This window comes from Rhodococcus sp. NPDC056960 (assembly GCF_042674125.1).
In the GTDB taxonomy this organism is placed as follows: Bacteria; Actinomycetota; Actinomycetes; order Mycobacteriales; family Mycobacteriaceae; genus Rhodococcus_F.
The window spans coordinates 1-14666 of sequence record NZ_JBHURF010000064.1; the positions used below are offsets into that span (position 1 = coordinate 1).

The following is a 14666-nucleotide window of genomic DNA, read 5'->3' on the forward strand; positions in this document are numbered from 1 at the left end:
ATCTCCACGGATCCAGGTTTAACCAGCTCCAGTGTCCGAATTAGTCGGGGCAGATTAGTTGGGCACGAGCGTTGCGCCACCGCATGTAAGCAGCAATCGCGGTGTTTTGCTCGGCACGACTGCGATGATCGGTCTCGTTCAACGCGAAATAGCGCAAAGTCGCGAATTCGGATTCGATCCAGTTCAGCCATGACCGGTACGTCGGCACAAACATCAAATCGACGTCGTTGTCGACAGCCCACGCACGGACGGTCGGGTGCCGGTGCGGGAAGAAGTTGTCGAGCACCACATAGGACTCTCCCTGGGCCAACCAGCCCGCAGCACCCTCAGAAAGTCAAGGAACTCACCTGAGCGTTTGCGCTGCCGGATACGGTAATACCTCTGCCGAGGGATAAATCGAGTGCAGCAAGCATGTGCACCACACCGTCGTAGCGATGACGGTGTCGCTCGCAGCCGCGCAGGACGGTAGCCAGACACCAGCCCAGCCAACTCCGCAGAACGGCAGACACAACGCGACACCACCATTAGGCAGCCCGATGCATCTACCTTTGCGGGGCAACAGATTCAGCGGACCGAACTCGTCGACGCAGACGCCCGCCCCTCGGCGGTCGGGTTGTCGTAGAGAGTGAGGATCGCGTGCATCTTCGACAGGAAGTCCGGGTCGGTGGAGGTTTCCACGTCGTGGTGGGCTGCCAGGTGACTTTCCCGTCCTGCAGGATGCGACGGAGTGTCTCACGGCTGATCGTCGGCACGATCTTCTTCGCGACCAGGTGCTCGGGCGAGCTTGGGGCAGACTCGGGTGGAGAACGCGGTGATCTTCCGATCGGCGGGGGACGTCCGGACGATCAAGCAGATCTTCTCGCGAGTCTGCTCATCGATCGTCTTCGGGCGTCCCCCGTTCCATTTTGGGTGCAACGCACACGCCCTGACCATCCAGCGGGTTGGCAAAGGTTGATTGCTTATCCATCGCCATTTGATTATTATCCAGACTCTGTCATTGTCGCCCAGGAAGGTCACAGGTATGACGCTGTTGGCAACACCCGAGGTACTCGACAAGTACCCGTTGACATTCTCGCCGTTCACCTTGAAGAACGTCGAGCTGCGCAACCGGATCATCCGCACCTCGATGGGCAGCGGCTACCCTGTTGCCGGTCTTGCCAGCGATGACCTCATCGCCTTCCACGTAGCGCGTGCGCGCGGCGGTGTAGCACTGACCTTCGTCGACTCAGCGAAGGTGCACTGGAGCTCGCCCTCGTACTCGGACAACTTGCTCGACGACTGGGCGGCCGCGATGTTGCGGCTTACCGATGCCGTCCACTCCGAGGGCACGAAGGTCTTCCAGCAGCTGATACACGGAGGCCCTACCCTTTACCCGCAAGACGGCACCTCACCATGGGGCGCATCACCGGTATCGGACCCTGGCCTAATCGGCGCGGTGGTGCGGCCGATGACCCGCTGGATGATGGACGAGGTCATCGAGGGCTTCGTCGTGGCGGCGCAGAATGCCAGGAGCGGGGGCGTCGACGGTCTCGAGGTCCACGGCGGTCACGGCTACATCTTCAGCAGCTTCCTGTCGCCGGCGACCAACCGCCGCACAGATATGTACGGGGGTCCGCTCGAGAACAGAGTCCGGTTCTTGTGCGAGGTGTTGGTGGCGCTACGCAAGGCGCTCGGTGAGGACTATCCACTAGGCGTTCGGCTGTCGTCGGACAACGCGCCGCACCAGACCACCCCTGAGGACGTCGCGCAGATCGCACACATCTTGGAGGAGCGTGGATTGGCAGACTGGATCAGCCTGTCACTCGGGAGCCACTGGAGCTTCGACACACTGATGGGAGCGGCCAACGAATCTCCGGGCTACCAGTTGGAGGTCAACGGCGCGATCGCGGATCGTATCTCGCTCCCGACGATGGTCGCTGGCCGGTTCGGCACCATCGCTCAGGTCGAGAAGGTGCTTGCGAGCCACAACGTCGATCTCGTCGGCATGGTCCGAGCGACCATCGCCGATCCGGACCTGGTGCGCAAGACCGCCGAGGGCCGCGCCCATCTGATTCGGCCTTGCATCGCCTGCAATCAGGCGTGCGCCGGGGGAATAGCCACTAAGGGGCGCGTCTCATGCACGGTCAATGTGCAGGCCGGGCGAGAAGTGCGCGGCGGCGATGACTCGCTGGCCTCGAGCTCTCCGAGACGCATCCTCGTCATCGGTGGCGGTCCAGCAGGAATCGAGGCCGCCCGCGCCGGCACCCTGGCCGGACATACGGTGACGCTGCTTGAATCCAACGACCAACTCGGGGGCCAGCTGCAATACGCCGTCAAGTCGCCACGCCGCGGGCACTCGTTCGCGAAGCTGCTTAAATACTATCCCGCGATGCTCGCCGACCTGGGTGTGGATGTCCACATGGGAAAGACGGCCACAGCGGATACCGTCCGGTCTTTGGCGCCGGACGCGGTCATCGTAGCGACCGGCTCAGTCCCACGTCGAGACGGCTTCCAGGCTCTTCGACCGTGGGGCCCGCCCGACGGTTTCGACGCGCTTCCGGTACTTACGACATGGGATGTCATGAGCGGAGCCAAGACAAGCGGCACCGTGGTCATTCTTGACGAGGTGGGTCACTACGAGACTCTCGACGTCGCGCAACTGCTCGTTGACCAGGGTCGCAGGGTCCGACTGATCAGCCGAACGGCGTTGGCGGCTGCCAACTTGGAGGGACGTTGGGATGTTATTGCAGCGCCGTATGTCCGATATCTGTATCAGGGCGATTTCGAGTTCTATCCCCGCCGGGTCATCACATCGGTCGAGGGCCGCAAGGTGACATTCGAGAGACCGGAGGCCCCGGGTAGGAGCGAATCCTTGGACTACGATGAGTTTGTCGTGATTGGTGGCAACCTGCCGGACTTCGGATTGTATGAGGAGTTGCGCCACGGCCCGTGGGAGGTGCGGTTGGCAGGTGATGCCAACGGTCCCCGCATGCTCGAGGCGGCCACATTCGAGGGCAATCAGGCGATCCGCTCACTTGAGCCGGGGTGGGTCCGCCCCTCAGCCGGGTTCGGCGCGGGCGGCGGAGCATTCAATGGTGCCCGCTGAGCCAGGGGCGCGGCCGTCACGGCCAACGTGTTCAACCCCTCTTCGCTCACATGACCATGCTGCGGCACAGGGAGCAGTCGGGTGGCCCTGGGGCCAAGCCGAAGCGTTCCTCGTATCGGCCGCGCGGACGTCGCCAATTCGGCGAACGTCATGCAACCCGCCACTAACGCCTTCGCGTCCTAAGTCAGAAGTTACGCAGGTTAGTTTATGATCTGTTTTAGGTCGCATCGTGGGCCTTCGGCTGTCGAGATCACGTTGTCTGTAGCGGAGAGTGCCGAGCTGACGCGCAGAGCCGAGTCGGCGGACCGGCGGCAGGCGGAGCGGGCGCGCATCGTGTTGGCTTGCGCCGAAAATGCGCCGAACGCCGGTGTGGCACGGGATTTCGGTATCGCGGTGGCGAAGTGGCGGCGGAAGTTCGCCGCCGAACGGCTCGACGGTCTGGTCGAGTCCGGGCGCAGCGGGCGCCCGAAAGCGGAGTTGGTGTTGAGCGAGGACGAGCGGGCGCAGCTGACTTCGTGGGCACCAAGGGCGAAAACCGCTCAGTGCCTGGCGATGCGGGGCGAAGATCGTGTTGGCCTGCGCCGAAGGTGGGACGCACAAGCAGGTCGCTGCCGATTTCTGCGTCGAAGAGTCGACCGTGAATCGGTGGCGGCGGCAGTTCATCACCGGCCGGCTCGGCGGGCTGGTCGACAAGCCCCGGCCGGGCCGGACGCCGTCGATCCTGTTCGATCAGGTCGAAGACGTGGTCATCGCGACCTTGGAGTCGACGCCGAGCCAGGACACCAACTGGTCCCGGGCATCGATGGCGGAGCGGACCGGACTGTCCAAATCGACCATCGGTCGGATCCGGCGCAAATTCGATCTCAAACCGCAACTACAGACTCGTTCAAGCTGTCCACTGACCCGCTGTTCGTCGAGACAGTCGTCGACGTGGTTGGCCTGTACTACAGGCCGCCCGAGAAGGCGATCCTGCTCTGTGTCGGCGAAAAGTCCCAGATCCAGGCCCTGGACCGGTCGCAACCGACCCTCCCGATGATGTCGGGCACTCCGCAGCGCCGCACCCACGACCATCTCCGTCACGGCATCACCAGTCTGTTCGCGGAGTTCTACATCGCCGACGGCACCGTCATCAGTGCACTGCACCGCCGTCACCGCGCCGTCGAATTCTGCAAGTTCCTGACCACAATCGACAAAGCCGTACCACGTGAACTCGATGTGCACCTGGTGTGCGACAACTACGCCACCCACAACACCGCCGAGATCAAGGCCTGGCTGGCCCGACATCCCCGGTTCGGGTTGGATGAATCAGGTCGAACGCTGGTGCGGGTTGCTCACCGACAAGCTCATCCGCCGCGGCGTCCACACCTCGGTTCAAACCCACGAAAACGACATCACCGCATGGATCGATACCTGGAACCACAATCCGCCTCCCTTCCGCTGGACCAAGACCACCGACGAGATCCTCCAATCCCTCGCGACTACCTCGCCAAAATCAACCAACCCCTATTACAACCGGCTAATAACAAACCTGTTCAACTGCTGACGCAGGACATTAGGAGCAATTACATGAACACCAGAACCGGTATCGACCAATTCGGCCCTCACTTCGTTGCCGCACGACAGGAAATTCAGCAACGCATCCTGCAGTTTGGTCGGGGGGTTGACCGCTTGGACCTGGACTTGATCCGCGACTCCTTTCATCCAGACGCTGAAGATGACCACGGCCCCTACAAAGGGGACGTCGAGGGGTTAATCCAGTGGATCAGTGAGCGTCATCAGACGATTAGATATTCATGCCACCATATTCCAAATATTTTCATCGAGTTCGCCAACAAGATCGAGGCGTTTGCTGAGACAACCTCACTGGTCTGGCAGAGCGTTACGCCAGAAGCCAAAGTCCTGGATTTGGCTAACGCTGATCCGAGCGGGGAGTTCGAGATGCTTGTCTCGGGTCGGTATGTGGACCACTTCACTCACCGCGACGGCGCGTGGCGAATTCAACGTCGCGTCACCCTCGCAGAGTCGATGATGGTCATCCCTGGCAAGCCCCAGGCGCCAGGGCCGGAAAGCGGGTTCCGGAGTCCGACGCGAGATGAGAACGACCCGGCGCAGCAGCTACGGGCTCGTCTCGGGTTGGGCAGCAATGCCACGAAGTTAAACCGGACGTAGTCTGAGTCGGATTTCGAGTGGGTCAGCGTGCATGATGGTGCGGTGGTCGAGTCTCTCACGCGGGAATTTATGTCGCCCGGCTCGTTTGGTGACCCGCGGGACAGGTCGGTGACGACGGCGGCTTTCACCGTTGTACGAGACGGAGAGTACGGGGACCGAAGAGTTGTTCGACAGGGTCATCGCCATCAATCTCAAAGGTCCATTCCGACGACACGCGGCCGGGAGTGACCGATCTGGCGTGGTTCGACGCGCTCGTCCTATTCAAGCGCGCCGCAGCGACTGCCTTTGGACCACATCACGTCGATGTGCCGGCCCGGCAGGTCGACGTGTTCGACCAGCAAGCAGCGGACCTCTCAGGTGCCTAGTCCCGACGAGTGCATCAGAGTGAAGGATGCGCTTGCCTGCCACCGCCACGGCGATGTCGCCTTCAGCCATACCGCGGCGGTGAAGAACGCGTCGATCTCCTCGGCAGTGAGCAGGTAGGGACGGGTGGGCACGACCGCGGCCTTCCACCTGTCGGAGAGTATGTAGGCGTCTGCGTTCCCATTGGCACGCAGCAAGCGGCCGACGTCGCGGATGTACGACATCCATGACCGATACCGACCCGAGGTGGACAATTGCGCTGTGCCCCAAGCTTCGACGGTCTCCTGGTCGACTGAGGTCTGCTCGTGCTTAGCGCAATAGGAGTCGAACTTCTTCAGATACCAGATCCGCGAGGCACCGTCGAAGCCCATCGCCCATTTTACTCGACGTACTCAGCGAACTGCGTAGCGAACACGCTGGTGAATCCGTGGCCGTTTTGGCCGTGCGCTTGCGGCACCGGCAGCACGCACCGGAGCAGCCGTTCGTCATCGATATTCATGTACTGCTTGGTCGATTCCTCGCTGGCGTGACCGAGCACCGCGGCGATGGTAGGAAACGGGGTCACGGCCCGCAGCATCCGAGACGCGGCGTTATGCCGCAGAAGACGGGTTCCACCCACCGCCGGCCCCATGTCCATCGACAGGGGAGATCAGCTGTCCGTCAGCAGGGACGAACGTGTCCGTTTTACGGGAGGCTGGCATGTCCGGTTTCAGCTGAGAGTGAGAGCGGCAGGAAACGACATGGAGAGAACACGGCGCGCGAGGTTATGCTGCGCCCCTTCGACTTCGCCACCATAGCGTTCATCGCCGCACACTGGGTCGAAAACTATGCAGCAATTCGCAAGAAGGGAGACTGCTGCATGATCAGGTGACAGTTTGACCTGCTCCAAGGATAGGTTTCCAGATTCGGTGATGAGTCGAAGTCCTTGCTGAAAGGCTCAGACGATGCCTCGTCCCTCCCCGCCGGAGCTCCGTGCTCGCGCCATTGCGTTGGTTCGATCAGGCCCGACAGGTCAAGCAGACCGCCTACGAGTTGGGCATCAGTGCCGGATGTCTTCACACATGGCTCAAGCAGGACCGCGCCGATCGGGGTGAGATCTCCTGGCGTGTCCCCTTTGAGTAGGTCCGGGTTGTTCTCGAGTCCTGATTGCCCTGGTGAGGGCGATGAAGGGACGATAGGGATCATGGCGGGACGCAAACGTCACTCGGCGGGGACATCGTGCGCAAGCTGCGACGAGCCGACGAGTTGGCCGCGGAAGGCAAGAACGGCGAAGAGATCGCCGCCGCACTCGAGGTGTCGGCAGCCACGCTGTACAACTGGCGTCGCCAGTAGTCCGGTTTGGACGTCGACGCCGCGAAGGAACTCAAAGAGCTTCGGGAGCAGAACATCCGGCTCAAGCGATTGCTTGCCGATGCCGAGTTGGAGAAGGACGCGCTGCGGGAGATCGCCAAGGGGAAATTCTGAGCCCGACCGCCACACGCGCCGCGATCACCCTGCTCACCGGCACCATGCAGATGTCGGAGCTGTTCGCGTGCAGGGTCGTTGGGCTCTTCCGATCCGCCTACCGGCGGCTGCCGTTGGCGCAGACACCGGACGACCCGGATGCCGATCTGCGCCCAGAGCTACGCGGGTATTCCCGCAAGCATCCGCGGCATGGTTTCGTCGGGCGTGGGCGTGGCTGCGCTACGACCCGGGCGTCGAGGTGAACAAGAAGAAGGTTCACCGCCTGTGGAAGGAGGAAGGACTGCAAGTCCGGCGTGCCCCACGCCGCAAACGTGCCGGCCAGTCCTCCGTTCCGATCGTCGACGCGGATGCTCCGAATGTTGCGTGGGCATTGGATTTCCAGTTCGACTCGACCGTCGACGGCAAGACGGTGAAGATCGCATCAATGGTCGACGAGCACACGCGGATGTCGTTGCTGAACATCGTGGACCGCTCGATCACCGCCGACCGATTGATCGAGGGCTTGGCGAAGGCGTTCGCGATGTGGGGTGGTCCGCCGCTGGTGTTGCGCATGGACAATGGGCCCGAGTTCATCTCCGAGGCACTGCGGGCCTTCTGCGCTGGGTCGGTGGGGGTGTCCTACATTCCGCCGGGCACGCCATGGAACAACGGGTTCATCGAGTCGTTCAACAACCGGTTGCGCGATGAGTGCCTGAACCGCAACTACTGGCCTACGCTGCTCGAGGCCCGCGTGGTGATCGAGGACTTCAAGGACGACCACAATCATCGACGGCATTCGGCGCTGGGCTACAAGACCCCTGCCGAGTACGCTGCCGGATGCACCCACCGGCACCAGCCCGTGGCGTGCGAGATCGACTGATCGACTGCACGTAGAAACCGGCTATAATAGCGTGTCGCTGCTAGAAATAACCGGACCGACTATCGGGGACCTGCCACTCCGGCAACACCACTGCTGAATCTGCACAGTTGCGGGCTGCCCGCAAGCGAATCCGGGAGCTTGAAACCGAGTTGTAGATTACCCGGCAGGCGTCGACTTCGTGGGAGAGGACAAGCCTCACCCAAAGAATTGGTCACATCCTGTGACGTGCCGGTTCGATTTCTCGCTCAAGCGCTGCCACCGAGAGCACCCCGTAGATGGGATCGGGAGAAATCACATCATGCCGAATACCACCCAGCTGGATTCTCAGAGAATCTCGAAGTCGCTGATTGTACTCCGGGAAATCGATAGAGAATGCGGCCGCAACGCTTTCCGGTCGAGGGCCGCCAAGCGGGTGCCAGAGAAGCGCAAAGTCGAGAATGTCAGTGTCGCTATGCCAGTCCCACATTCGTCCCGTCTACTTCTGCACGCTCAGCACAGCGGTAACTGCATTGGCCCGGTCGAACTATTATTCGCCTGGTCCGTCACGTCATGGATTGGCGCGGAACTGCCCAACGGGTCGGTGAGACCGTTCCGCAGTCGGGGTCGCGGATATGCGATCGCTAGTGCGTCGTAAGATTAGTAGTTTGACGGTCTCCGTTTCGATCACAAAGGTTAGATTTTGTTTTCGCGCATGCCCCGTCAGGGCTGGTTTGCTCGAGTGCCGTTATCGCTGATATTTCGTAGATGGGATCACGGAATGCGCTGGCTTTCCGAAGTTGGGACGCCTGGAACCCGATCACGGCCGTTAACCGGAGTTTATATTCCTTCATGTCGATTCCGAAGGCGGCGTTGACATTTTCCGGAGCGGGCCCACCCAGCGGCTCCCAGAGGAGCGCGAAGTCGAGAATGTCGTTGTCACTCTGACAGTTCCACATTGTTCTCCATAACAACTCGCGTGTTCGAGATTCCGCAACTTCCTGTGGATCGACCAGGTCGCTGATAGTCTGCTGCATCCATGTAATCCGCTGAGCGGCTTACGGACCGGAATTGGGCCCTTTCGCTCACCGGTGGTGCAGGGTATGTGCTCGATAAGCTACGAATCTCTTCTTGCGCGCAGGTCGATTCAGGAATGACCTGCCATAAACGCTCGATGAACCGGATTCGCGACATTCCGAAGTGGACGAGGATCTCTCCGTCGTTTGCACCGCCGTACGGCACCCACATAAGGGCGAACTCAAGGAGGCGTTCCGCCTCGGTGTCGCGGTGCTTGCGTGTGCGATTGACTTCAATCCATGCAGCGCGTCGCCGTTGGCGCCACTTGCGATAGTCGTTAGAATTCATGGGTCGATCGATCCACTCGGAGGTACAAGGACTTTCGGATTCGATGATCCGCACATCGGCGAGGTTTGAAAGTAAATCGACAGCCGTTCAGACGTGACTGTCAATCTACTTTCCGCGCGGCACACTAGATTGCGTATTTCGTCTTGTGCACAGTCGGACTCAGAAACAATCTGCCACAAGCGCTCGGTGAATCGACACGTTGTCATCCCGAAGTGGACGAGGACATCGTCCTCGGAAGGCCACCATACGGAGCCCACATGCTGGCGAACTCGATAAGCCGTTCAGCCTCAGCGTCAGGATGCTTCCGCATCCGGTTGGTGTCATTCCAGTCGGCGCATCGCCTCTGACGCCACCGCACATATCTGTGAGACTTCGTATACTGCACCTCTATCAGGCCAGGAGCGTCGGTCTGCCATCTGTGTCACGGATCGAAATCCTCGATCTCGGCACCCGCGCTGCTCGCGCAAGATGTTTTGATGTGTGATATTGGCCGTCTTTGTGACAACTACTCGTGAGCGCCACGATCAGTCACGAGAGATCGACACCTTGTCGTTCCCATGCCAGTAGAAACATCTTGTCTCCATCGAGCCGTTCCATATTGTCGTGACGTCTCCTGGCTTCATCGTGCGAAACCGTTCTCGTTCATCCAACGACCGAGATGGCCCAACGCCGACTGGAGGTGCTCCTTCTGCCCGCTGTAGTAATGGTTCGCACCTTCTACAACGGTCAGCTGCTTGCTGTCGCCAGGCAACGCGTCGAAGATGGCCTTGGGGTGGCTCGGCGGGCACGCGTCGTCCTTCGAATTCTCCAGCAGCAGCACTGGGACAGTGACTCGCGTCGCAGCGTCCACTGCATCGATCTGTGCAGTGTCGAAGGACCATTGCGAGAGCCAGCTGCGGGTTGTCGTGTAGCGCGCTAGAGCCGACGGCCCGTCGTTCACCAACCGCGGGTCACCCAGGTAAGATCCTGGTTCTCGATCGTTAGGATCGAGGGAGCGGTCAATCCACCGGGGGTCTGCCATCGTTCCGTGGACGACGAAGCAGTGCTCCTCATTCTCACGGCCACTGGATTTGAGGTCAGATAGGCGCTCTTGGGCGTACGCGGTAATCCGTCGGTTTCGGGCACGCTGAGCGGCGCGATATGCGGTCACGAACTCCGCCGAGTAGGGCGGTTGGTTGGGATTCTCGGGACTGTACAGATTCAGGGACGGATCACGATCGTGGGGGCGGGACTCGTCGATGATCGAAGCATCCAGGAAGTCGGTGAGCAGGTGATGCCGGCTACGGTGTGCTGCCAATATCATCACCGCGTCCGCGGGGATCAGCTGGGTATCCGCCAACGGGGTGTACTCCCCCGCGCCTGTCTGAGTGATCACCGGCTTCTCCGCTTCGGCCTGATAACCCATCATCAGCGACCCGCCACCACTCCAGCCCGCGAGAAGCACACGCTCATAGCCGAGACGCTCTTTCGCGTCCTTTACCACTGCGCCGAGGTCAAGCAGGACGTTTTCCATGATCAGCGCCGAATCACCGTTGCTGTAGCGCGTATCGCACGCGATCACGTGATGCCCTGCTCGTGCGATTCCAGAAAACATCGGCAAGTAGCCTGGGGAACCGATGGGGTGCATTGCGACGACACAGGTGTCGGAGTCCCGCTCGCCTCGAAGAAGCTGGGCATGCAGCACGACCTTATCGCCGATCGTGCCGTAGACGTCCTTGCGAACCGCATGGTCGCGCTGGACAACCAAGTACGGTGAACGGGTGTATTTTTCGGTGCTATTTGCGGGCATCATGGATCCTTCGAGTTGCGCAGTGGGGCGAGCCTGTCCCCGCCGCATTTGAACCGTTAGTGTTTTCCTAGCTTCGACCGGACTCTCGATTACGGCGCACGCGATCGCCGGATAGAACCGATTCACGCGCCTGCGCGGCATGCCCTCGCATGTTGAGGTCGAGCGTGATGGCGACCTCCTGCCGGTAGAGCACTTCGAGGTCGCGACGGGTGCTGCCGTTGATCGATCGCTTTGCGGCCCGGAGAACATCCGGGACCTTCTTCGTCATCACTGTCGCGAGTCGTCGAGCTTCTTCAAGCACCAGATGCTCATCTGCGACTGCCACAACGGTGCCGTAGGCGGCGAGCTCCCGAGCAGACACCGGTTCGCCGGTGAACATAGCCTGGCGAAGCCTCTTCTCGGGCATCAGTCCCATAGCGTGGATAGCCCCCGTGGTCGCTCCATTGTCGACCTCGGCGAGAACAAAAGAGCAGTTCTCATCTGCCACCACGACATCGCAGACACCGGCAACAAGTACCCCGAGACCAATGCAATAGTGGTGCACCGCGGCGATCACTGGAACTGCGCACTCGTGGATCGCAACAGTGAGTGCGCTGGACCCCGCGACCTGGCCGAGTATGCCGTCGAATCCAGGAAGTCGCTGCACCTCCTTGACATCGCCACCGCCGATAAAGCCGCGTCCTTCTCCGCGCAGGATAACTACACGTACCTCGGGCCGTTCGCCGACTCCGGCAACGATGCTCGATAGCGCAGCGAGATCGTTAAGGCCCACAGCATTGACCGGCGGGGCGTCGATGATGATCTCGAGAACACCAGCATCTGAGAGGTACTGCCGAATGGACATACTCCCAATATAGAACACCGTTTGGTTTAGCGCTAGAGCTCGATTCAGCTGTCGGTCACCGGCCTTCGGTCTACACGTCAGGGCCGTCCGGCCTTCGCTGTGTAGCCAACTTCTCTAGGATTTGACCTAATACGCCCTGTTCATCCGGAGAGAGAATGCCGAGCCAGGCACGGTCGCACTCAGCTTGGGCCCGCAACCCTGCACCAAGTTGGTCGCGACCTTCATCGGTAAGGCGGACGATTACCTGACGACGATCCGTCGAGCTTCGGTCTCTGACCACTAGGCCATCTCGTTCGAGGGTGCGCAGAACACTCGACATTGCAGCCCTCGAAGAGCCCGAGAGCCTGCCCAGCTGACGCGCCTCTAGCGGACCCGCCACCCAGAGCAGATTCATAATTCTGAATCCTGCCCACGTCCACCCGAGTCGTCGTTGCACCCGCTCGGAGTCCTGCCCGACCCGGTTGTAGAAGCGCACGAGGTTGAAGACCAACTCTGTGCGCGCGACTGCATCGGCCGAAATGACCCCGGCCGCTAGGAGCCGCTCCTGCAGCGCTTTGCTGACGTGCGAGTTCTGGTGCATTCCTCCAGAATAAGATGGCACAGATTAGCCCAGAAGGCCGAGGCGGCGCAGGCTTCGCTCACAAGTGGGCCCGCATGGTCGGTTCAAGTCTCGGCCTAAACCAATCACCCTGGACCCCCACTAACGTCGCTCTATACCAAATATCGTTCGTCATAGGCTTGACGATTTTGGCGGGACGTGACAGCGTAGAAACGCTGAAACGGTATGTCTCAACGACACCTCTGCCGACGCGGCATACAGGTATTCGAACGTCCGCCGCATTCCCTTCCCCAGACGGGCGGGTGAACGCCCCCTATATTCCCTTCCACAAAAGGCGGCCGAACGTCCGCCGCAATCCCTTCTCGAAAGGAGAAGCCGTGATCCACCACTTGGCGATTACGCCGAAGAACTTCGACGTGTCACACCGGTTCTACACCGAGGTAATGGGTTTCGAGCTCGTCACGGTCGTCAAACGTCAGGCAATGGGCGGCGTGAAGGCCGGCTGGACCAAGCACGTGTTCTACGAGACCGCGAAGGGTTCAGGGGCATACTTCGTTCTCTGGGACCTGCACCTGAACGACTTGGAGCTCGGGGACGACTGGGACCCCTCGATCTCTGTCGGCCTGGGTCTTCCATGGTGGGTTAACCACATCGCCTTCGCGGTCGACAGCCTCGACGAACTCGAACAGAGGAAGCAGCACTGGCTTTCCCGTGGACAGAAAGTCAGTGAAGTCGTCCATGAGTTCATCACGTCCATTTACACCCGGGACCCCGACGGGAACATGGTCGAGTTCACCACCAACACTCGACCGCTCACCGATCAGGACAAGGCAGAGGCACGCGAGCTGATCGCGAACAACGACCCAGCTGTCGACCCCGATTACCCGGGCATTATCTACCTACCGGACGGCCGGATCATCGAAGCGCCGTCTTCCGAGTGAGGACTGCGCTCCGCGAACGTGGCCGTGCACTAAGCGCAAGAGGGCAAAGAGCATGAACTGGTCGATGTACACCGCAAGTTTCGGCGCCATGAGGCCCGGATCTTACCCCGCGGTTGAAAACCCCATGAAGTCGTCGGCCCTCGTATCCCGGGGTCTTGAGTGGATGCTGCCCGACGTCGAGATCACCGCAGACACTGCCACCGTTCGTCTGTCAATGAATGCTCCGTCCGCGGAAGCGGCGCTGGCACACATGCGCGGTAGCTACCGGTCCGCCCTGCAAACGGCAGGCATCGGTCATGTCGGACAATGGCCTCTGCACCTACTCAGTGTCGAGAGAGGACTTCCGGCGCAGTGATAAAAAGGGAGTGCCGCGCCGGCTGCAGGCAGCCGACGCGGCACTCCGTCGGCGTCCGGCACGGTGTACGATCCTCCGATGACGGCATGCGGTCCAGCCCCTGGTCGTTCAGACCCTCGACATGCGTTTCGCCGCCCGCCTGGTTTCCTTGAGCTGGATTGCTCCTGAGATTACTGAGATCATAGAGTTCGCCATTACCTCGAATAGCTCGGAAGACGACATGCCGCGCGCCTTTCTGGCCGCGTCCAGATTTGGCGTCAGGCTCTCAAGCGCCTTCGGCGAAGACGGGGCACGTGGAGGTCCGATCTCCTGCAATGCGCTGGTGATCGCCAGCAGCTCAAGGCTTTCCATGAGTGGCAGAATCATGGAAAGCGGCAAGCCCTCGCCGATGAGTCGTTCGACGCTCGATTCGACTTCCGCAACGCCGATACCGAGGGGGGCACGCCGAAGCATGATAGGAATTAACTCCGGATGTGAGACCAACGCCTCACGGGTACGGTAGGCATTCAACGGCAGCCAGGTCTGCCAGCTCTCACCCTCGGTCCTGGGCGCCACCACCTCGGCGAGTGCCAGCTGCGTAACGCCAACCAGGATTTCGTCCTTATTCTTGAAGTGGTGGTACAGCGATGCACCGTTAACCTTCAGTTCCTCGCCGAGACGTCGAATGCTGAGCGCATCCAATCCTTCGGTATCGACGATCTTCAGGGCGTCTTCCATTGCCTTGCGTCGCGAGATCAACGGGACCTTGGGTCGGACCATGGGGAGACTCCTTCGCATATGGGGCATTACACCCTAATCTATCGGCGTTTGCCACTCGGCGCCATCTCCGACACGGTGGCACACACCGTATGGCGCGCACCCCACGTCGGGCGCACCTTAGCCTGGATCCGTGGAGAC

10 protein-coding genes and 3 pseudogenes are annotated in these 14666 nt (G+C 60.8%); 6 read left to right on the forward strand and 7 right to left on the reverse strand.

All coding sequences use genetic code 11. The features are described 5' to 3' along the window. Positions 1-40: 40 nt before the first annotated feature. Positions 41-289: a transposase gene (locus ACFTWF_RS44335; protein ID WP_378467409.1), complete on the reverse strand. Its 249-nt coding sequence runs from the start codon at positions 287-289 to the stop codon at positions 41-43. 732 nt (positions 290-1021) lie between these two features. Here ACFTWF_RS44335 and ACFTWF_RS44340 point away from each other — a divergent pair. The 3 genes and pseudogenes from ACFTWF_RS44340 to ACFTWF_RS44350 all read left to right on the forward strand — a co-directional run bounded on the left by ACFTWF_RS44340 (position 1022) and on the right by ACFTWF_RS44350 (position 5254). Continuing rightward, on the forward strand, positions 1022-3085 hold the full coding sequence (locus ACFTWF_RS44340) for an FAD-dependent oxidoreductase (RefSeq protein ID WP_378467410.1): 2064 nt from the start codon (positions 1022-1024) through the stop codon (positions 3083-3085). 438 nt (positions 3086-3523) lie between these two features. Beyond that, positions 3524-4628: pseudogene (locus ACFTWF_RS44345) on the forward strand (IS630 family transposase). A gap of 23 nt (positions 4629-4651) precedes the next feature. Then, complete coding sequence (locus ACFTWF_RS44350; protein WP_378467411.1) at positions 4652-5254, forward strand: nuclear transport factor 2 family protein; 603 nt, start codon at positions 4652-4654, stop codon at positions 5252-5254. Positions 5255-5607: 353 nt separating this feature from the next. On the opposite strand, the gene ACFTWF_RS44355 is transcribed toward ACFTWF_RS44350, so the two are convergent. Then, complete coding sequence (locus tag ACFTWF_RS44355; RefSeq protein ID WP_378467412.1) at positions 5608-5988, reverse strand: hypothetical protein; 381 nt, start codon at positions 5986-5988, stop codon at positions 5608-5610. 8 nt (positions 5989-5996) lie between these two features. Beyond that, positions 5997-6254 carry a tyrosine-type recombinase/integrase gene (locus ACFTWF_RS44360; protein WP_378467413.1) on the reverse strand — a complete coding sequence of 86 codons (258 nt, stop codon included), beginning with the start codon at positions 6252-6254 and terminating at the stop codon, positions 5997-5999. Positions 6255-6561: 307 nt separating this feature from the next. Between ACFTWF_RS44360 and ACFTWF_RS44365 the strand changes: the two are divergent. Together ACFTWF_RS44365 and ACFTWF_RS44370 are read left to right on the forward strand one after the other, a co-directional pair. Then, a pseudogene (locus ACFTWF_RS44365) lies at positions 6562-6709 on the forward strand (transposase); the annotation flags it as partial. A 91-nt stretch (positions 6710-6800) separates the two neighbouring features. Then, positions 6801-7940: pseudogene (locus ACFTWF_RS44370) on the forward strand (IS3 family transposase). A gap of 1960 nt (positions 7941-9900) precedes the next feature. On the opposite strand, the gene ACFTWF_RS44375 reads toward ACFTWF_RS44370, so the two are convergent. The 3 genes from ACFTWF_RS44375 to ACFTWF_RS44385 form a co-directional block, all read right to left on the reverse strand. Further along, positions 9901-11073: an alpha/beta hydrolase gene (locus ACFTWF_RS44375; protein ID WP_378467414.1), complete on the reverse strand. Its 1173-nt coding sequence runs from the start codon at positions 11071-11073 to the stop codon at positions 9901-9903. Positions 11074-11137: 64 nt separating this feature from the next. Beyond that, positions 11138-11914, reverse strand: a complete 777-nt coding sequence (locus tag ACFTWF_RS44380) for an enoyl-CoA hydratase-related protein (RefSeq protein ID WP_378467415.1) — start codon at positions 11912-11914, stop codon at positions 11138-11140. Between the two features lie 70 nt (positions 11915-11984). Continuing rightward, positions 11985-12494 carry a MarR family winged helix-turn-helix transcriptional regulator gene (locus tag ACFTWF_RS44385; protein ID WP_378467416.1) on the reverse strand — a complete coding sequence of 170 codons (510 nt, stop codon included), beginning with the start codon at positions 12492-12494 and terminating at the stop codon, positions 11985-11987. Between the two features lie 356 nt (positions 12495-12850). Here ACFTWF_RS44385 and ACFTWF_RS44390 point away from each other — a divergent pair, with 356 nt between their 5' ends. After that, a complete protein-coding gene (locus ACFTWF_RS44390; protein WP_378467417.1) occupies positions 12851-13414 on the forward strand; it encodes a VOC family protein in 564 nt (187 codons plus the stop codon). A 463-nt stretch (positions 13415-13877) separates the two neighbouring features. Here ACFTWF_RS44390 and ACFTWF_RS44395 read toward each other — a convergent pair whose 3' ends face one another. Continuing rightward, positions 13878-14528, reverse strand: a complete 651-nt coding sequence (locus tag ACFTWF_RS44395; protein ID WP_378467418.1) for a TetR/AcrR family transcriptional regulator — start codon at positions 14526-14528, stop codon at positions 13878-13880. Between the last annotated feature and the right edge of the window lie 138 nt (positions 14529-14666).